General features: G+C 42.5%; 17 protein-coding genes. 4 read left to right on the top strand and 13 right to left on the bottom strand.

The window, feature by feature from the left end; genetic code table 11:
* Nucleotides 1-45 precede the first annotated feature (45 nt).
* The 4 genes from BM266_RS05255 to BM266_RS05240 form a co-directional block, all read right to left on the bottom strand.
* Entirely contained in the window at nt 46-918 is an 873-nt protein-coding gene (locus BM266_RS05255) for a DUF808 domain-containing protein (RefSeq protein ID WP_093406779.1), read from the bottom strand.
* Between the two features lie 172 nt (nt 919-1090).
* A complete protein-coding gene (locus tag BM266_RS05250; RefSeq protein WP_093406777.1) occupies nt 1091-4117 on the bottom strand; it encodes an AAA family ATPase in 3027 nt (1008 codons plus the stop codon).
* A 3-nt stretch (nt 4118-4120) separates the two neighbouring features.
* Nucleotides 4121-5335 carry an exonuclease SbcCD subunit D C-terminal domain-containing protein gene (locus tag BM266_RS05245; RefSeq protein WP_093406774.1) on the bottom strand — a complete coding sequence of 405 codons (1215 nt, stop codon included), beginning with the start codon at nt 5333-5335 and terminating at the stop codon, nt 4121-4123.
* Between the two features lie 175 nt (nt 5336-5510).
* Nucleotides 5511-6185, bottom strand: a complete 675-nt coding sequence (locus BM266_RS05240) for a M15 family metallopeptidase (protein ID WP_093406771.1) — start codon at nt 6183-6185, stop codon at nt 5511-5513.
* A gap of 104 nt (nt 6186-6289) precedes the next feature.
* On the opposite strand from BM266_RS05240, the gene BM266_RS05235 reads away from it, so the two are divergent.
* Both BM266_RS05235 and BM266_RS05230 read left to right on the top strand, forming a co-directional pair.
* The gene (locus tag BM266_RS05235; RefSeq protein ID WP_093406769.1) at nt 6290-7036 is read left to right on the top strand and encodes an SDR family NAD(P)-dependent oxidoreductase; all 747 of its coding nucleotides are present in this window, start codon (nt 6290-6292) and stop codon (nt 7034-7036) included.
* Between the two features lie 92 nt (nt 7037-7128).
* Complete coding sequence (locus tag BM266_RS05230; RefSeq protein WP_093406766.1) at nt 7129-7902, top strand: XRE family transcriptional regulator; 774 nt, start codon at nt 7129-7131, stop codon at nt 7900-7902.
* Between the two features lie 54 nt (nt 7903-7956).
* Here the strand turns inward: BM266_RS05230 and BM266_RS17025 are convergent, their stop codons facing one another.
* From BM266_RS17025 to BM266_RS05215, 4 genes are all read right to left on the bottom strand, one after another.
* A complete protein-coding gene (locus BM266_RS17025; RefSeq protein WP_175494757.1) occupies nt 7957-8118 on the bottom strand; it encodes a hypothetical protein in 162 nt (53 codons plus the stop codon).
* A 16-nt stretch (nt 8119-8134) separates the two neighbouring features.
* Nucleotides 8135-8398 carry a hypothetical protein gene (locus BM266_RS05225; RefSeq protein ID WP_093406764.1) on the bottom strand — a complete coding sequence of 88 codons (264 nt, stop codon included), beginning with the start codon at nt 8396-8398 and terminating at the stop codon, nt 8135-8137.
* A 133-nt stretch (nt 8399-8531) separates the two neighbouring features.
* Nucleotides 8532-8774 (bottom strand): hypothetical protein, encoded by a 243-nt coding sequence (locus BM266_RS05220; protein ID WP_093406761.1) that lies wholly within the window; start codon nt 8772-8774, stop codon nt 8532-8534.
* 105 nt (nt 8775-8879) lie between these two features.
* The gene (locus BM266_RS05215; protein ID WP_093406759.1) at nt 8880-10118 is read right to left on the bottom strand and encodes a 3-deoxy-D-manno-octulosonic acid transferase; all 1239 of its coding nucleotides are present in this window, start codon (nt 10116-10118) and stop codon (nt 8880-8882) included.
* A gap of 95 nt (nt 10119-10213) precedes the next feature.
* Between BM266_RS05215 and BM266_RS05210 the strand changes: the two genes are divergently transcribed.
* Complete coding sequence (locus tag BM266_RS05210) at nt 10214-11347, top strand: DegT/DnrJ/EryC1/StrS family aminotransferase (protein WP_175494756.1); 1134 nt, start codon at nt 10214-10216, stop codon at nt 11345-11347.
* A gap of 7 nt (nt 11348-11354) precedes the next feature.
* A complete protein-coding gene (locus BM266_RS05205) occupies nt 11355-12635 on the top strand; it encodes a metal-dependent hydrolase family protein (protein ID WP_093406756.1) in 1281 nt (426 codons plus the stop codon).
* A 99-nt stretch (nt 12636-12734) separates the two neighbouring features.
* Here the strand turns inward: BM266_RS05205 and fabD are convergent, their stop codons facing one another.
* The 5 genes from fabD to BM266_RS05180 all read right to left on the bottom strand — a co-directional run bounded on the left by fabD (nt 12735) and on the right by BM266_RS05180 (nt 16147).
* Nucleotides 12735-13619 carry an ACP S-malonyltransferase gene (gene fabD / locus BM266_RS05200; RefSeq protein WP_093406754.1) on the bottom strand — a complete coding sequence of 295 codons (885 nt, stop codon included), beginning with the start codon at nt 13617-13619 and terminating at the stop codon, nt 12735-12737.
* A gap of 118 nt (nt 13620-13737) precedes the next feature.
* Complete coding sequence (locus tag BM266_RS05195) at nt 13738-14235, bottom strand: pyridoxamine 5'-phosphate oxidase family protein (RefSeq protein ID WP_093406751.1); 498 nt, start codon at nt 14233-14235, stop codon at nt 13738-13740.
* A 105-nt stretch (nt 14236-14340) separates the two neighbouring features.
* On the bottom strand, nt 14341-15195 hold the full coding sequence (locus BM266_RS05190; protein ID WP_093406749.1) for a fructosamine kinase family protein: 855 nt from the start codon (nt 15193-15195) through the stop codon (nt 14341-14343).
* Nucleotides 15182-15664, bottom strand: coding sequence for a dihydrofolate reductase (locus BM266_RS05185; protein ID WP_093406746.1), 483 nt, complete (start codon nt 15662-15664; stop codon nt 15182-15184). Before BM266_RS05185 ends, BM266_RS05190 begins: the two co-directional genes overlap by 14 nt.
* Nucleotides 15665-15667: 3 nt before the next feature.
* The gene (locus BM266_RS05180; protein ID WP_093406745.1) at nt 15668-16147 is read right to left on the bottom strand and encodes a 2TM domain-containing protein; all 480 of its coding nucleotides are present in this window, start codon (nt 16145-16147) and stop codon (nt 15668-15670) included.
* Nucleotides 16148-16183: the final 36 nt, after the last annotated feature.

The following is a 16183-nucleotide window of genomic DNA, read 5'->3' as shown; positions in this document are numbered from 1 at the left end:
TGAAACTGTTTAGGGTTGGTGTTTTGTTGCGTTTTTTATTTTAAATCAGCTCTTAAGGCTTTTCCAGACTTTGCTACTTCCTTTTATGATCAGCAAAACGATAATTCCAACCACCAGGCCAGTCACGAACTCTACGAGAATACCGGGGAGGCTCTCAAACAGTCCGTGCAAGAATTCTATGTTGTGTACAAAAATGCCTCCTGACACTAAAAGCAAAGCTATGGTCCCAATTACCGTAAGGCTTTTGATGACCTTAGGTAGTGCATTCACCAGGAAGTGACCAATTTTATCGGAAAAGCTGTTTTCTCTGTTTAATTCGATAAGCTTAAGTCCGTAGTCATCCATTCTAACGATAAGGGCTACAATTCCGTAAACTCCTACGGTAGCTATCAGGGCGATTATGGTGACCACAAGGATTTTCATGAGCAAGTCCTGACCTTCCACGCTGGTGAGAGCTATGATAACGATTTCTACCGAAAGTATAAAATCGGTAAGAATCGCAGATTTTATTTTTTCTTTTTCTCTGCTAAGCACTTCCTCTTCGGTAAGTTTTTCGAGTTTAGGTTTTTCGGCTTTAGTAGAATGAGGAAAAAAATATTCAAATATCTTTTCAGCACCTTCGTAAGCCAGGTAAAGCCCACCCATTACTAAAATTACAGTAATGGCAACGGGAAAGAAAGCGCTGAGTAAAAATGCCAGGGGTAGTATAATTAGCTTATTAAGGAATGAACCTTTGGTAATGGCCCAGAGCACCGGCAATTCCCGGGAAGAAACGAAGCCGGAAGCCTTTTCAGCATTTACGGCCAAATCGTCGCCTAAGAGTCCCGCGGTTTTTTTTCCAGCGACTTTGCTCATCATCGCCACATCATCCATTAAAGTTGCAATATCATCCAGAAGTGCAAATATTCCTGAAGCCATAATTATTCTTTGATTAGGAAATGCAAGATAGATTTTTAGTCATTGGATTTATTGCTGTTAACAATTTTTAATATTTCCGGGCCGGGTGTGATTTTTTAATGTCCATGTGCATTCCTGGAGTTATGATCCCGTAATTTAGTGATAGGTTTTCTGTTTATCGACCAAAGAAATATTATCCCTTTATCTCCAAACTGCTATAGCCCTGTCCGTTTCGCTGTAATTGAATTTGTGTCGCGATTCGTTCCTTCAGGGAGTCTACGTGGCTGATAATTCCGATAATCTTTGAGGACTCGGCCTGCAGTTTCTCCAGAGTGTCCAGGGTTTGCTCGAGAGTTTCAGGATCAAGCGTACCAAAGCCTTCGTCTATAAAAAGGGAATTGATCTCTACGTTACGGGAGGCCAGATCTGATAAGGCCAGGGCCATAGATAAGCTCAGAATAAAGGTTTCCCCGCCTGAAAGGGTTTTTACCGATCGACGTTGACCACCCATATGCTCGTCTATAGCCACCAATCCGTCATCTTCTTCCTCTTCGGGTTTGTCTATGCGGTAGCGATCGCTAAGGTCTTTCAGTCGGTGATTGGCCAGGTGAAGCAGCTGGCTTAAACTCAGGTCCTGGGCGAAATCGTTGAATTTTTTTCCTTTTGAATCTCCTATAAGCTCATCCAGCAGGCGCCATCGCCTAATCTGCTTCTCTTTTTCAGCGATCAAAGCTTTGATCTCCTCCAAATGTTTCAGGTTGTTTTCGTGGTTTTTGATGCTGCTGTAAAGTTCCCTGCATTCTGTTGAAACCTCGGCTAGACGTTGCTTTTGTTCGCTTAGTTTATCTTCCAGGCTCTCCTGGGATTCATCAGTATCTTCGTTTTTAAGCTTTTCAAGTTGGGAATGAAGCAATTTAAGAGAGGATCCCGCAGCGGTTATGGTTTTTTCTATTTCTTCTCTTTGCACCCGAAGTGCACGACACTCTGCTTCGGCCATTAAGGCCTGCCGGGCTGTGCTTATATTTTCGAAGCCTTTTTCCTTAACCTGCGGCAGTAATTTTTCTTCCAGTTCCTCAAGTTTAGTCCTTTTAAGACCTGATCGTTTTTCTAATTCCTGAAGTCTTTCTTTTAGATGTTTTTGCTCCTGCTGAAGGCTGGTCCATCGGGTTTTTAGTCTTCCGGTATCCTGGGAAATATCCTTTCCCTGGTAGAGGTTTTCCCGTTCCCGGCTAAGCTTTTTACCCTTTTCAAGGACTTCCTGAAGTTTTTCCAGCAAAGGAATCCCGGTCCTAATTGCCCTTAGTCTGTTTTGTTCCTTTTCCCAAGCCTCCAGATCATTGAGTTTTTCCTGCCAATTATTACAAAGTTCTTCCCAATTAAGGCTTTCCTTCTCCTGAAGATGCCCGTATTTTTCGGTGAAGTTCTTTTTCCTGATATTCAGGTTTGATTGTATCACCTGCTGTTCCTGCAGTAAACCTTCCAGACGTGTTTTATGGTGACTCAATTCAGCTTCAGAAGTGCTGAGCTTTTTACTCCAATTTGAGAGCTCATTCCCGGTTTGTTTTATTTCTACTTCCAGAGTATCATCCTTTTCAGGAAGTTCTTCAGCAAAGGGATGTTCCAGGGCGCCGCAGAGGGGGCAGGGTTTTCCGTCTTCCAGAATATGTCGTTGCTCCTCGAACTTTGCTTGCAGTAGCTGATTCTGCTTTTTTAGGCTTAATTTTTCCTGTCGCTCTTCCAGCAAATCGCATCGGTCTTTCGCCTTTTCGATTTCCTGCGGAAGAGCTTTTAATTTAGCCTCAATACTTTCAGCTTCATTTTGCAGCCTTTTTGTTTCTGCGGTTATATTTTTTATCTCTTCTTCCTTGCGCCAGGCTTCCCGTGCCTGCTCAAGTCGGGAACTTATCTGTTGCTTTTCTCCGGAATGATTGGTAATATCCAAACCGGAAAGTCTCTGCTGAATTTTATTCCTCTCTTCTTCTGAAGTGTGGGCCAGCTGTAATAAATCTTCCTTGCTTTTCCCAGGAACTTCTTCATCTAATGTAAATGAAAGCTCCCTTGTCTCACTCTGAAACTGATTGCAAAGCCCTCTGTATTCCTGGCGTTTTGCCCGGCGTTCTTCTTCCAGCCAGCTTATTTTTTGATAAAAAGCTTCTAAGCCTTCTTCGATGGTTTCCGGCTTTAATTCGGTGCCGGTGAGTCCTTCTGCTTCAGTGAGACAGGTAGTTCGGCTTCGTTTATTCAACTGCTCACTTTGGCGGATGTTCTTAAGCTCAAGCTCCAGATCTGTTAGCTCCTTTCTAAGAATGGTCCAGCTGCGCAATTCCTCTGCGCTATCTTCTATTTTTTCGTGTTGCCTAAGGGGGTAGCCGTGTTCCTGTTCAAATGTTTTCAGGTTATTTTTGGCTTGTGAATTTTCATTTTCCCTGATTTTGATCTCTTTTTCCTGTAAAAGGATTTTATTCTTTAATTCCAGGTTTTTATTCAGGCTTTCAATTTTCTTTTTTAGATCCTGCTCAAGCTGGTCTTTTACCTTTAGTTCTTCAGTGATTCCAGCATATTTTTCTTCGCTAAGCAACTGTTCCTTAATCGCTTCTATCCTGTTTTGCTGACCTTGAATTTCCCGGTTTTCTTCCCTGTATTTCTGAAAGGCTTTTATCCCTAATTGCCTGTAAATTCCGGTGCCGGTTATCTTTTCCAGCAACTCACCCCGCTCATCCTTTTTAGCCTTCAGGAATTGAGCAAATTCCCCTTGGGCCAATAATACAGCCTTGATAAACTGGTTGTAATTGAGGCCTATGAGCTCTTCGTTCTTGCCGGGTACCTCCGATTTCTTAAGATCTATGAGAGTTCCGGTTTCCGCATTGCTCAGCTCCATTTCATAATCGCGAAGATTTCCGGTTCGGGCAGTTGAAATGCTCCATTGGGACCTGTATTTCCCGGATTTCCCCTGGTAGGTTACTGCTGCCATCGCATCCTGCTGGTTACGGGTTAGGATGGCTCCGGTCTTATTGATCTCTGAGGTGGAAATCTTTCCCATTCGGGGGATGTTATTGAACAGGGCAAGCGAGATCACATCCAGAATAGTGCTTTTCCCGCTACCGGTAGGTCCTGTAATGGCAAAAAGTGAACTGCCGGTAAAAGGAACATCGGTGAAATCTATCTCGTGCTCTCCCTTTAGGGAGTTTATATTTTTGAATTCTATCCTGAGTATCTTCATAGCTTACAGGTTCTCGTTTTGATAGGTTTCGCCGAGTAATTCTTCAAAAGCGCTCAGAATCTCCTCTTTGGTTTTGTCGTCGTATTCCTGCCTGCTGATGAGTTCCAGAAATACCTCTCTGGGTTTGAGATCCTCCAGTTTTTGCTCTTGGTAGATTTCAGAAGCACCTGCAATACGGTTTCTGAAATTCACTCGGTGTTTTACTATCCTGAAACCCTCAAGCTCAAAATTGCTGACTATAGTGTCAAGCTGGAGGATCTTAGCGGCATCATAATTTTCCTCGGTGAGTTCCACTTCTATAAGCGATTCCAGGTTTTTTCGGTCCCCGGGATCTCTCAGTTTCAGCTCAAGGTCTTCCAGACTTCCACTTATTTTCAACAGACTGCGGAAAGCGGGTACCGGGATATTTTCCGGTTCCCAACCGTTTTCGGTATTTAACAGCAATACCCGTTTGTTATCTTTTCTTTCGCTGAAGGAAAGCGGAAGGGGAGAGCCACTGTAATAAGTGGGTATGGAAGAATTTAATTTTTGTGGTTTATGGATATGTCCTAAAGCGATATAATTAAAATAATCCCCAAACTGATTCGCATTGAAGGCCGCCAGGTTGCCGATCTGTATTTCCCGCTCGCTCTCCGAGGTTTCAGCCCCGGCTGCAAAAAGGTGCCCCATGGCTATGGTCGGAATCCCGGGATAATTTTTCCGGCATAAGTCGGCAGCATTTTCAAAACACTGCTGAATTCCCGCACGGATAGCTTCCAACCTGTCCTCATAAGTCTGGCCATCAGCGGCGCTACGCAGATCGGCATCACGGAGGTATGGCAGGGCGGCGATCACCAGTTCAGTTTCTTCTTTCTTATTTTTTATGGGGATGAGTAGCTCTTCCATATTTTCTGGAAGACCACCAATAACATGCATTTCCAGTTCCCGAAGGATCTCCTGTGGGGCGTCCAGCATGGATGGGGAATCGTGGTTTCCGCCGGTAATTACGAGCTTACAGTCAAGCTTCCGAAGCCGCATCAGGGCGCGGTAATATTGCTTTCTCGCCTCAGAGGATGGGTTCGCAAGATCAAATACATCTCCCGAGATCAGTAAAACATCCACAGCTTCTTTTTCAATAAAATCACACAGCCAGGCAATAAAGAGCTCAAAATCTTCAGAAAGCTCATGTTTATGTAGTTTTTTGCCTATATGCCAATCGGCGGTGTGGAGTATTTTCATGTTTGGGGTGTTTTCGGCTTTCAGTTTACAAAATTAGGAATGCAAACGACAAAAGCTGACTTTTTAAAGGCTTAATTGTAGGTCTTGTCTGCCCTCCATCTCTTCTAAGCTCGAAGTGACCCTGGACTCAAAAAGCGGAGACGAGGGAAATATCATCCCGAGCGTAGTCGAGGGGTTATTCCACAGGAAAATCAAAATAAGTCTCAGGATATGGCTCGTTCCTAAGCGTGTAGTGCCACCATTCTTCAGGGTAGGGGTGAAAGCCTTGTTTTTTCATCAAGCTTTTAAGCAACTCGCGGTTGGCCCTTTGCTCTTTGGTTACCTGCCCGGAGTCGTGATGAGAGATAATTCCGAAGAAATCATAGGAACTACCCATATCCAACTCCTTTTTAGTTTTGGCATCGATGATAGTGAGATCTACGGTGCTACCACGGGAATGCCCCGATTTTGAGGCGATATAACCCCGCTGGAAAAGCTCTGATTTTGGGACATCGGGATAGAATTCCTGTTTGGCCAGGGTATCGTTTGTATCCCGGGCCCAAACTACAAAATGATCTACCGCCATTTGCGGGCGGTAGGCATCAAAAACTTTAAGACAGTAGCCTTGTTGCATTAGACCATGCTGGACTTTTATCAAGGCATCTGCAGCGGGCTTACTAAGAATGGCCACCGGCCGGTTATACCCATTTACGGGGTTGCCAAGAAAATTATGATCTCCCGCGTAACGGATGTCAAGTTCAATACCGGGGATCATCTGGTGGAGGTATATAAATCCTTCAGGCAATACCCTGTCCTGTCCCTGTCCCGAAAGACAAAGAAGAATGGCAAGTGTGAGAAATAAGGGTTTCATACGGGGAATTTCCCGGCAATTTAAGTAAAATAAGCTTTCCTGAGTTTTCTCATAGTTTCTAAGTCTCTTTTGGTGTATTTTTAAAGGAATAAAAAAAAATAATTATGGAACTAAAAGGAAAAGTAGCTCTTATTACAGGAGCGGCATCGGGAATAGGGAAAAGTACTGCGCTTCTTTTTGCGAAAAACGGAGCCTCAGTTTTGCTAACCGACATCGATGAGGAAAAAGGTAAAGCGCTGGCAGAAGAAATTAAAGCTACCGGAGACAAGGCAGTTTTTGTGAAAGCAGATGCCTCGAAACCTGAGGATTCAGAAAGAAGTGTAGAAGAGGCCTTGTCCCATTTTGGTAAACTGGACATTGCAGTTAACAATGCCGGAATTGGCGGGGAGCAACTGCCGGTAGGCGAGTATGGCATTGAGTCCTGGGATAAAGTGATCGGGATAAATCTTTCGGGGGTTTTCTACGGAATGCGATACCAGATCCCTGCTATGCTGAAGAAGGGTAAGGGCTCAATTATAAATGTAACATCCATACTTGGGAGCGTTGGTTTTGCCAATTCAGCGGCTTATGTGGCGGCTAAGCATGGAATTGTCGGGCTAACGAAATCAGCTGCCCTGGAATATTCTGCCAAAGGAATACGGGTAAATTCGGTAGGTCCTGCTTTTATCAAAACGCCTTTACTGGATGGCCTGGATAAGGATTTGCTTGATCAATTGGTTAGTGCTCACCCCATTGGGCGCCTGGGAGAACCCGAGGAAGTTGCCGAGCTGTTTATGTGGCTGGCCGGGGATCGGGCCTCCTTCGCTACCGGAGCCTATTATCCTATAGACGGAGGTTACCTCGCACAATAATTTTATAAAAAAATAGAATTTTATGTTGCGCTATCGGAATAAATCCAATAAATTTGGATTTACACTGGGAATAATTCCAAAAATATTCTGATATGGGAACACCGCCTTCTATTGAGATCAAGCACTTTAAGGAAGTAAGAGAAGAAAACAACTTTACTCAATCTGAATTTGCAGAACTGCTGGGGATAAAAAATTCCACGGCTGATATTGAACGTGGCCGAACGAAATTATCGGGTAAGGTAGTGGCCGGGCTTTTGAGTCGGTTTGGGATTAATCCCCTCTGGCTGTTTGGAGAAAGCGGTCAGAAATACCTGCAGCTTAGCAAAGGAGATGTGAGCCCAAAGGTGGTTACTGTAGACAGTGCGGATAAAGAGAATATTCTGATGGTCAATCAGAAGGCTGCAGCGGGATATCCTCATAATGTTCAGGATGTGGAATGGTATCATCAACTCCCTGCTTTCGATATTCCCCTGCCGGAATTCCGTAATGCTACTTACCGTGGGTTTCAGATAGAAGGCGACAGTATGCTGCCAAATTATTATCCCGGGGAATGGGTATTGGGTAAAGCCGTTGCCGATCTGGATCAGGCTTCTAACAATAAGGTTTATGTAGTTGTGTTATATGACTCTGTACTTGTAAAAAAACTTCAGAAATTACCAGATTCCTCTAAGGTATTGCTTATTTCCTTCAACGAAGAATACTTACCAGTGGAAGTTGATGTAAACGATATTCAGGAGATCTGGCAGGTGAATAGCAAATTGACCTTTAACTTGGATAACCCTTCCCAGAGCGGACTCTTCCGGGAGCTTCAGGAATCTATGGAAGAATTAAAAAGAGATTTGAAAGCCTTTAAAAAAGAGGCATAAAAAAACCCTCCGGGTAAGAGGGTTTTTAGGGGTTAATAATCCTTTGTTGTGCCACTAAATATCGTCTGTAGCATCGTCTATGGCATCACCTACGTCATCTGCTGCATCCTCAATGTCATCTGCAGCTTTTTCAACACCGGAGCGATCATCCCTGCAGGATGTGAAAACCGCAGCGGTGCTAAATGTTAATGCCAGTAAAAAAACTAACTTTTTCATAATTTAAATATATTTATTAAAGATCGTCGTTACCTTCAAGCTCATCTTCGACTTCCTGAGCACCTTCGTCAATGGCATCTCCTGTTTCGTCTACAGAATTCTCAATAGCATCACCGGTATCATCGGCGGCTTCCTCGATATCATCTCCTACATCATTCATATCGTCCATGTCATCGCTATGCATTTCCATTTCGTTTTCTTCCTCCTTTACTTCTCTACAGGAAGTTAAAGCGGTTGATAACGTAAATATCATTGCTAGTAATAAAATTGGTCGTTTCATAATTTGGTTGTTTTTTAGTTTATGTATTCAGCAAAATTAGAGATGTGACTTATTGTAAGGCTTATTTTATTGCTAAAATTTTCATAAAATTACAAGAAATACGCATTAATTAAGATAAAATATAAGTTTTTATCTAATTATCGTCTCCAATTTTATCAATTTCTTCATCGATCTCTTCGTTGACTTCCTTGTCAACTCTTTCGCCGGTCCTTTCCAGGATACCTTTGCGTTCTTCGGTTTCGGCCGGTGTTTCTTTCTCAACTTCCACTTCTCGTACGATCACTTCTTTTTCATTTTCTTCAGAAGTTTCACGACAGGAAATAAGACTTAAAGTACTTACAAGGAATAAACTTCCTAATACAAATACACGTTTCATAAAATTGTAGTTTTTAGTTCAATCTTCGAAATTAAGCTGAAAATCTTTCCCAGGGCTTTTATTTATGATTATTTAGCAGAAACTCTTAAAAAAATAGAAAAATTATTAAGGCCTCTCTGAAAGATAGGTGCTTATTACCCGGGTTGCGCCGGTATTGGAATTTATAAAATGCCCGGCAATCATTCCCGTTTGTTTTCTGAAATCCTGGTTTTTAACCAATTTCTCAAAGATTTCCATTAATTCTGCTGCCGAAGCTACCGAATATAATCCGGCCAGTTGCTGGAGTCTTTTCGCTTCCGGGAACTTTTCGAAGTTTTCACCTATAACTATTGGAATACCGAAGGTTGCGGGTTCCAGGATATTGTGAAGGCCGGTATTACCTGCCGCCCCCCCCACGTAAGCAATATCAGCATAACTATAAATCCTGCTTAGCAGGCCAATATTGTCTATTATAAGTAATTGAAAATCTTTGGGCTCCTGGGAAGAAGTTTCAGAATATAAAACCGATGACACTTTTAATTTTTTTCTGAAATCATTGATTTTTTCCGCCTTTATCTCGTGAGGGGCGATAATGAATTTCACCTTCGCCGGAGCAGAATTGATGTATTCCAGCAGCAGTTCTTCGTCTTCCGGCCAGGTGCTTCCGGCCACGATACAGAGTTCATCCTGAAGAAAATTTTCCAGGATTTCTAGTTTATTATCATATGTGAGTTGCCGCGAAACCCGGTCGAATCTGGTGTCTCCACTCAGGCTGACATTGTTGAAACCATTTTTCTCTAGGAGTTCTTTTGACTCCTGATTCTGAACAAAAATATGTTCAAAGCTTTGCAGGGCTTTTTTCATCCAGCTACCATAGCTTTTAAAATAAACCTGATCTTTTCTGAAGACTCCAGAAATAAGGAAACTGCGAATCCCTCTTTGTTTTATTTCCTGGAGAAAATTGGGCCAGATGTCGTATTTTACGAAGAACACGAGCTCTGGTTTTACCAACTCGAGAAATTTGCGGGCATTGCCCGGAGTATCAATAGGTAGATATGTGATCACATCTGCGAGTGGATGTTTCTTCTTATTTTCATATCCAGAGGGGGAAAAGAAGGTCACCAGGATTCTGTGGCCTGGATATTTTTCCTTCAGGAGTTCAATAACAGGAACGGCCTGTTCAAACTCTCCCAGGGAAGCGGCGTGAATCCAGATGTATTTTTCTCCAACCTGGATTTCACTTTTTAAGCGTTGGAAAATCTCCTTTCTACCTTTAACAAAAAGCTTCATTTTATGACTAAAGATCCCGGCTATTGGTAGGAGAAATTCGGTTAAACTGATGAATAAATTATAGATGATTTGCAAAATCCGGTTTTTCTTCTGCTAAAATAGGCCTTTCCTGAAAATAGATTGGCGGGAGTAGTGATATTTCGTATTTTCGTGCTTTATAAAAAACACCTATGAAAGACTTACAAATGGTTGACCTTAAGGGTCAATATGCCGAAATAAAAGATGAAGTAGATGCCTCATTTAAGGAGGTTATAGAATCAGCCGCATTTATTAACGGACCGCAGGTTCAGAAATTTCAAAAGGAACTAGAAGAAAACCTCGGGGTAAAGCACGTTATCCCCTGCGGCAATGGCACAGATGCCCTGCAAATAGCAATGATGGGACTAGACTTAAAACCAGGAGATGAAGTAATCACTGCCGATTTTACCTTTGCCGCTACGGTTGAAGTGATTGCCTTGTTACAATTAACCCCGGTGTTGGTAGATGTAAAACCAGACACCTTTAATATTGATCCTGAGGCGATTAAAAAAGCCATCACGCCGAAAACCAAAGCTATAGTTCCTGTTCATCTTTTTGGTCAGTCTGCCGATATGGATGAAATCATGGAAATCGCAAAAGAAAATAATTTATATGTAATAGAAGATAATGCGCAGGCCATAGGAGGGAATTTCCATTCAGAAGATGGGAAGAGCTATAAGACCGGAGTAATAGGTGATGTGGGAGCAACTTCCTTTTTTCCGTCTAAGAACCTTGGATGCTACGGCGATGGCGGCGCCATCTTTACTAACGATGATAAGCTGGCACATACCATCCGCGGAGTCGTAAACCATGGGATGTATGAGCGTTATCACCACGATGTGGTTGGGGTTAACTCCAGGTTAGATAGTTTGCAGGCTGCGGTTTTGAGGGCTAAACTGCCACGCCTTGACAAATACAACGACGCCAGGAAAGCAGCAGCCGAAAAATATAATGCCGCCTTTACAGGGCAAGAGGGGATAGTTACTCCGGTGATCACCGGAAAACCTGATACCCACGTTTTTCATCAATATACCCTGAAGATCACCAATGGGAAACGAGATGCCCTGGCAAAACACCTGCAAGAAAAAGGAATACCTTTCGGTATCTATTATCCCATTCCGCTGCATAGCCAGAAGGCCTATGCCGATGAAAGGTATGATGAAGCCGATTTTCCTGTTACCAATCAACTGGTGAAGGAAGTTCTTTCCCTACCGATGCATACCGAACTGGATGACGAACAGATTAATTATATTGCTAAAACAATCAAGGACTTTTTAAATCAATAGAAACCTAATGAAAAAACTTTTGATCTTTTGCTTCGGAATTTTTCTTTCCGTTACACTACAGGCTCAGGATATCTACATCCAGGCAGGTAAAATTATTGACACGAAGAACGGTAAGGTTTTAACCAATAAAACTATAATTGTTTCCGGAGAGAAAATCAGGAGTATTGAAAACGGATTTTTGTCCCCGGAAAAGGATGGTGATACTCTTATCGATATGAAGGATAAGACCTTGTTGCCCGGTTTAATTGATTTGCATGTTCATCTGGAAAGCGAGACCAACCCCGGAAAATATCTGGAGCGGTATGTTAATAACGAGGCCGACAATGCTTTTAATGCTGTAGGTTTTGCGAAAACCACGCTAATGGCCGGTTTTACTACCGTTCGTGAACTTGGTGGGAGTGGGGTGAATATCTCACTGCGCGATGCTATAAATAAAGGTAGAATAGATGGGCCAAGAATTTTTACCGTAGGCAAATCTATTGCTTCTACAGGAGGCCACGCCGATCCTACCAGTGGGATGAACCAAAAATTGATGGAAGATCCGGGGCCAAAGGAAGGCGTGGTGAATAATATAGATGACGCCCGAAAAGCTGTAAGACAACGCTATAAAAACGGCGCCGATCTGATAAAGATCACTGCAACCGGCGGTGTATTGAGTGTAGCTAAGAGCAGTTCTAATCCGCAGTTTTCTGAAGAAGAGATCAGGGCAATTGTTGAAACGGCTAAAGACTACGATTTTCACGTTGCAGCTCATGCTCATGGCGATGAAGGCATGCAAAGGGCGATTAGGGCAGGAGTAAAAACCATTGAGCACGGAACCAAGATGAGCGATGAGACCATGGAATTAATGAAAAAGCATGATGCTTACCTGGTTCCAACAATTACTGCAGGAAAGGAAGTGACCGAAAAGGCTGAGGTGGAAGGTTATTACCCGGAAGTGGTTGTACCAAAAGCAAGAGAGATAGGGCCTCAGATCCAGGATATGTTTGCGCGCGCCTACAAAAAGGGAGTGCCAATCGCTTTTGGAACCGATGCCGGAGTTTTTAAACACGGGGAAAATGCGAGGGAATTTGTGTATATGACCGAAGCCGGAATGCCCGCTATGGAGGCAATCCAATCGGCGACTATTACCAATGCCCGTTTACTAAATATGCAAGATAAAATAGGTCAACTGCAGGAAGGTTTTTTAGCCGACATCATCGCGGTTGATGAGGATCCTATAGAGAATATTCAAAGCCTTCAAAACGTAAAATTCGTGATGAAGGAAGGGAAGATCTACAGGAAATAAAAGAAATTCTTATCGAAATAAAAAACTCCCGGAAGCAATACCGGGAGTTTTTTATTGTTCTTTTTTGAGGAACTATACTTAAAAAAAAATGAGTCTTTACTAAAAAACTTCTGCAGAAGAAACATTCATACTACGATCAATTTTCTTTACAAGACCCTGTAGCACTTTTCCAGGACCAACTTCAATAAATTCGGTGGCACCGTCTTTTATCATATTCTGAACGCTTTGCGTCCATTTTACCGGAGATGTAAGCTGAAAAACAAGATTTTTCTTGATCTCTTCAGGATTGGTTACTGCAAAAGTACTTACGTTTTGGTATACCGGGCAGATAGGTTTTCTGAAGGTCATATTTTCTATAGCGGCTGCCAGTTCTTTTCTTGCCGGTTCCATCAATGGAGAATGAAATGCCCCGCCTACAGGAAGGATCATCGCTCTTCTGGCGCCACGTTCTTTTAAATTCTCACAGGCCAGTTCCACGGCTTTTACATCTCCTGAAATAACTAGCTGCCCGGGACAGTTGTAATTAGCTGCTACTACGGTGCCTTCGGTTTCAGCACAAACAGCTTCTACCATTTCATCTTCCAGACCGAGAACGGCAGCCATAGTGGAAGGCTGTAACTCACAAGCCTCCTGCATCGCCATTGCTCTTTTATAGACCAACTGAAGCCCTTCCTCAAAACTCAATACTTTATTAGCCACCAGTGCAGAAAATTCTCCGAGGGAATGCCCCGCTACCATATCAGGTTGAAATTTATCCCCAAGCAATTTACTTAGGATCACCGAATGAATAAATATGGCCGGCTGGGTAACTTTAGTTTGTTTCAGATCTTCGGCGCTACCTTCAAACATAATATCGGTAATCGAATAACCTAAAATCGCGTTAGCGGCTTTGAACATATCTTGTGCTTCAACCGATTTTTCAAAAAGGTCCAGTCCCATTCCCGGAAATTGTGCTCCCTGTCCGGGAAAAATATATGCTTTCATTGTTTTGAAGTTTAGATACCGGTTTTTCGCAAAGAAATTAAACCGATAAAATTTTCGGCTAAAATAGAAAGAATAAAAAAGACCTCATAACCTGAGGCCTTTTTGAATGCTTTTTAAGCTATAACTGAAGTTTTCCTTTTTCGCCTGTTCTTATTTTATCCTTTTCAGGGATGCGATCGCTGGCAAAGGGGTCGGCATAATTATTTCGTTTTTCATCCCAGTAATACGATTGTTTTGGAATGACTTTTATAGCCGTGAGATTGGGATCGTCAAGACCGGTGAACCAGGCATCATCGCTCGTATGATAAAGCTCTTTAAGTTTTTCAGGATTGAGACTGATGGAAGCCATCCCGTAAATGCTAATGAATTCCTTGTTATTAGGGGCACTGTAAAGCAACTGTATTTCAGGTTCCTGAGCGATATTACAGTTTTGACTGCTGTCCAGCCTGCTTAAAAACCAGATGTTACCTTCGCCGTCAATTTTTTTTGTGGTCATGGGTACGACATTAAGCGGGCGGTCACTTAAACAGGTGATCAGCATTCCGGTTTTTATGCTTTCTACCAGGTTGGTCATTTTTTCCAGGGCTTGTTTGTGATTTAGATTTTGGGTGCTCATACTTCAAAGGATCTATAGTTGAAAAGCTGAAGATAAAGACCTATAATTCCCCATCTCGCCAATAAAGTGCTAAAAATTAAGCAGTTAATGTTAATAAATGTGAAGTTAGCTGTACTTTTTAATGATGTTGCTAACAGAGGCCAGATAGCCTGTTCCAAAGAGATTAAGGTGAACAAGCAGGTAATAAAGCTGCCAGAGCGGAATCCGTTTCTCCAGGCCTGGAACTATTGGAAAATAATCATTGTAAACAGTGAAGACCTCTTCTTCAAATCCTCCAAAGAGCTTCATCATTGCCAGATCCATTTCCCTGGGGGCATAGGCCGTGGCGGGATCAATAAGGCAAGGCAGACCTTTCTCGTTTACCAGGTAATTGCCGTTCCAGAGATCGCCGTGAATGAGCGCAGGTGGTTCTTCCGGAATTATTTCTGAAATATTTTTGAAGAAGTACTCGCTAAGCTGAAGGGAATAGCCTCGGTCTTTCGCCTTGTTGAGTTGTGGTTCGAGCCGCTGACTTATATAGAAATCGGCTGCTGATTTCGAAGACTTGTTGTACTGCGGAAGACTTCCAATATAATTATCTTCAGGGAACCCGAATTCCTCTGAAGTTGTTTTGTGAAGTGCAGCAAGTTGCATCCCGAATTTTTCCGCAAAATCAGGTGCCTTCGGGGCGGAGCCTTTATATTCCAGCAAGAGATAAGCTGTGTTTTCAATATTTCCCACGGCAAGAACTTCAGGAATATCGATAACTCCAGGCCTGGCGAGTTGTTCCAACCCAGCTTTTTCGGCCTCGAACATTCCCGGATATTTATCGGCATCGTTAAGTTTTACCACTGACTTTTTGCCCTCTTTGGAAGTGAGCAGAAAAACATCATTAATATCTCCCCCGGTAAGCCGGGAATAAGCTTTTATTCCGAAGTTATTTCGCTCTGCTATTTGGTCTAACAGCTTAGCGACGCTCATAAGTTAAGTAAGTAAAGGCATATTTATGCTTTTCGTCGGTAGGATGAAATTCTTCATTAACCAGTTCCCAATTAGTATTGTCAATCTTGGGAAAAAAGGTGTCAGCTTCAAATTCAGAGTGCACCCTGGTGAGTTCAATTTTCTCAGAATAGGGAAGTGCCTGTTTATATATCTCACCCCCACCAATAATAAATGGCTGTGGATCATCCTTAGCTATTTCTAAGGCTCTTTCAAGGGAATGAACCACTACGGCTCCTTTAGCTTTATAATCTTTGTTACGGGTAATGATAATGTGAGTGCGGTTGGGTAAAGCTTGCGGAAAAGATTCAAAGGTCTTTCTTCCCATGATAATATGATGGCCCGTGGTAAGTTTTTTAAAGCGCTTGAAATCATCGGGAAGATGCCAAACCAGATCGTTTTCCTTTCCCAGGGCATTATTTTCGGCTGCTGCCGCAATCATCGTGAGCATATTTCAGGTATTGTAAGGTTGGTCAAAATCATCCGGATCAATTGATTTTTCAGGACCGGGTTTTATTTCTTTTGGTTTTTCAACCGGTTTTGTTTTTTGATGCTCCGGCAAGGGATAATCTTTTTCCACCTGTTTCTGCATTTCGGCAATCTTTTCCTGTTGTTTGCTTACCAGGCGTTCCATCTGCCGATTCTTCCAGGCCTTGCCCATAAAACTGTTGATAACAAAAACATTAATGAGATGAATAAAAAAGAGGAAACCCCAAACCAAAATAACAGTAACAAACCAGTCGTAGCCCAGCAATTTAAACTCTTCTTTGTAGCCAATGACCACATTAAGTACAATTAAAAAAGTAGCGCCTATAAGGAATATCACAAAATGCTGGAAAAGATGTCTTTTTTGGAGTGTTCTATGGCGGGCATTATCATAGAGTTCACGCTGCTCGGCATCGAGTTTCGAAGGGTTTTTCTTTTTAGAAAACATAATAGTACTTTAGTGTCTAATCAAATTTACAGGTTT

The organism is Salegentibacter flavus (assembly GCF_900115145.1).
GTDB classification, from domain to species: domain Bacteria; phylum Bacteroidota; class Bacteroidia; order Flavobacteriales; family Flavobacteriaceae; genus Salegentibacter; species Salegentibacter flavus.
The sequence above is the reverse complement of the archived record's forward strand: the minus strand, read 5'-3'. Positions and strand labels throughout refer to the sequence as shown.

Excerpts from the sequence above, each read along its gene's own strand:
- BM266_RS05210 (WP_175494756.1), top strand. The coding sequence starts at position 10,214 with ATGAAAGACTTACAAATGGTTGACCTTAAGGGTCAATATGCCGAAATA.
- BM266_RS05195 (WP_093406751.1), bottom strand. The coding sequence starts at position 14,235 with ATGAGCACCCAAAATCTAAATCACAAACAAGCCCTGGAAAAAATGACC.
- BM266_RS05190 (WP_093406749.1), bottom strand. The coding sequence starts at position 15,195 with ATGAGCGTCGCTAAGCTGTTAGACCAAATAGCAGAGCGAAATAACTTC.
- BM266_RS05235 (WP_093406769.1), top strand. The coding sequence starts at position 6,290 with ATGGAACTAAAAGGAAAAGTAGCTCTTATTACAGGAGCGGCATCGGGA.
- BM266_RS17025 (WP_175494757.1), bottom strand. The coding sequence starts at position 8,118 with ATGAAAAAGTTAGTTTTTTTACTGGCATTAACATTTAGCACCGCTGCG.
- BM266_RS05185 (WP_093406746.1), bottom strand. The coding sequence starts at position 15,664 with ATGCTCACGATGATTGCGGCAGCAGCCGAAAATAATGCCCTGGGAAAG.
- BM266_RS05240 (WP_093406771.1), bottom strand. The coding sequence starts at position 6,185 with ATGAAACCCTTATTTCTCACACTTGCCATTCTTCTTTGTCTTTCGGGA.
- BM266_RS05220 (WP_093406761.1), bottom strand. The coding sequence starts at position 8,774 with ATGAAACGTGTATTTGTATTAGGAAGTTTATTCCTTGTAAGTACTTTA.
- BM266_RS05255 (WP_093406779.1), bottom strand. The coding sequence starts at position 918 with ATGGCTTCAGGAATATTTGCACTTCTGGATGATATTGCAACTTTAATG.
- BM266_RS05230 (WP_093406766.1), top strand. The coding sequence starts at position 7,129 with ATGGGAACACCGCCTTCTATTGAGATCAAGCACTTTAAGGAAGTAAGA.
- BM266_RS05180 (WP_093406745.1), bottom strand. The coding sequence starts at position 16,147 with ATGTTTTCTAAAAAGAAAAACCCTTCGAAACTCGATGCCGAGCAGCGT.
- BM266_RS05245 (WP_093406774.1), bottom strand. The coding sequence starts at position 5,335 with ATGAAAATACTCCACACCGCCGATTGGCATATAGGCAAAAAACTACAT.
- BM266_RS05225 (WP_093406764.1), bottom strand. The coding sequence starts at position 8,398 with ATGAAACGACCAATTTTATTACTAGCAATGATATTTACGTTATCAACC.
- BM266_RS05250 (WP_093406777.1), bottom strand. The coding sequence starts at position 4,117 with ATGAAGATACTCAGGATAGAATTCAAAAATATAAACTCCCTAAAGGGA.
- BM266_RS05205 (WP_093406756.1), top strand. The coding sequence starts at position 11,355 with ATGAAAAAACTTTTGATCTTTTGCTTCGGAATTTTTCTTTCCGTTACA.
- fabD (WP_093406754.1), bottom strand. The coding sequence starts at position 13,619 with ATGAAAGCATATATTTTTCCCGGACAGGGAGCACAATTTCCGGGAATG.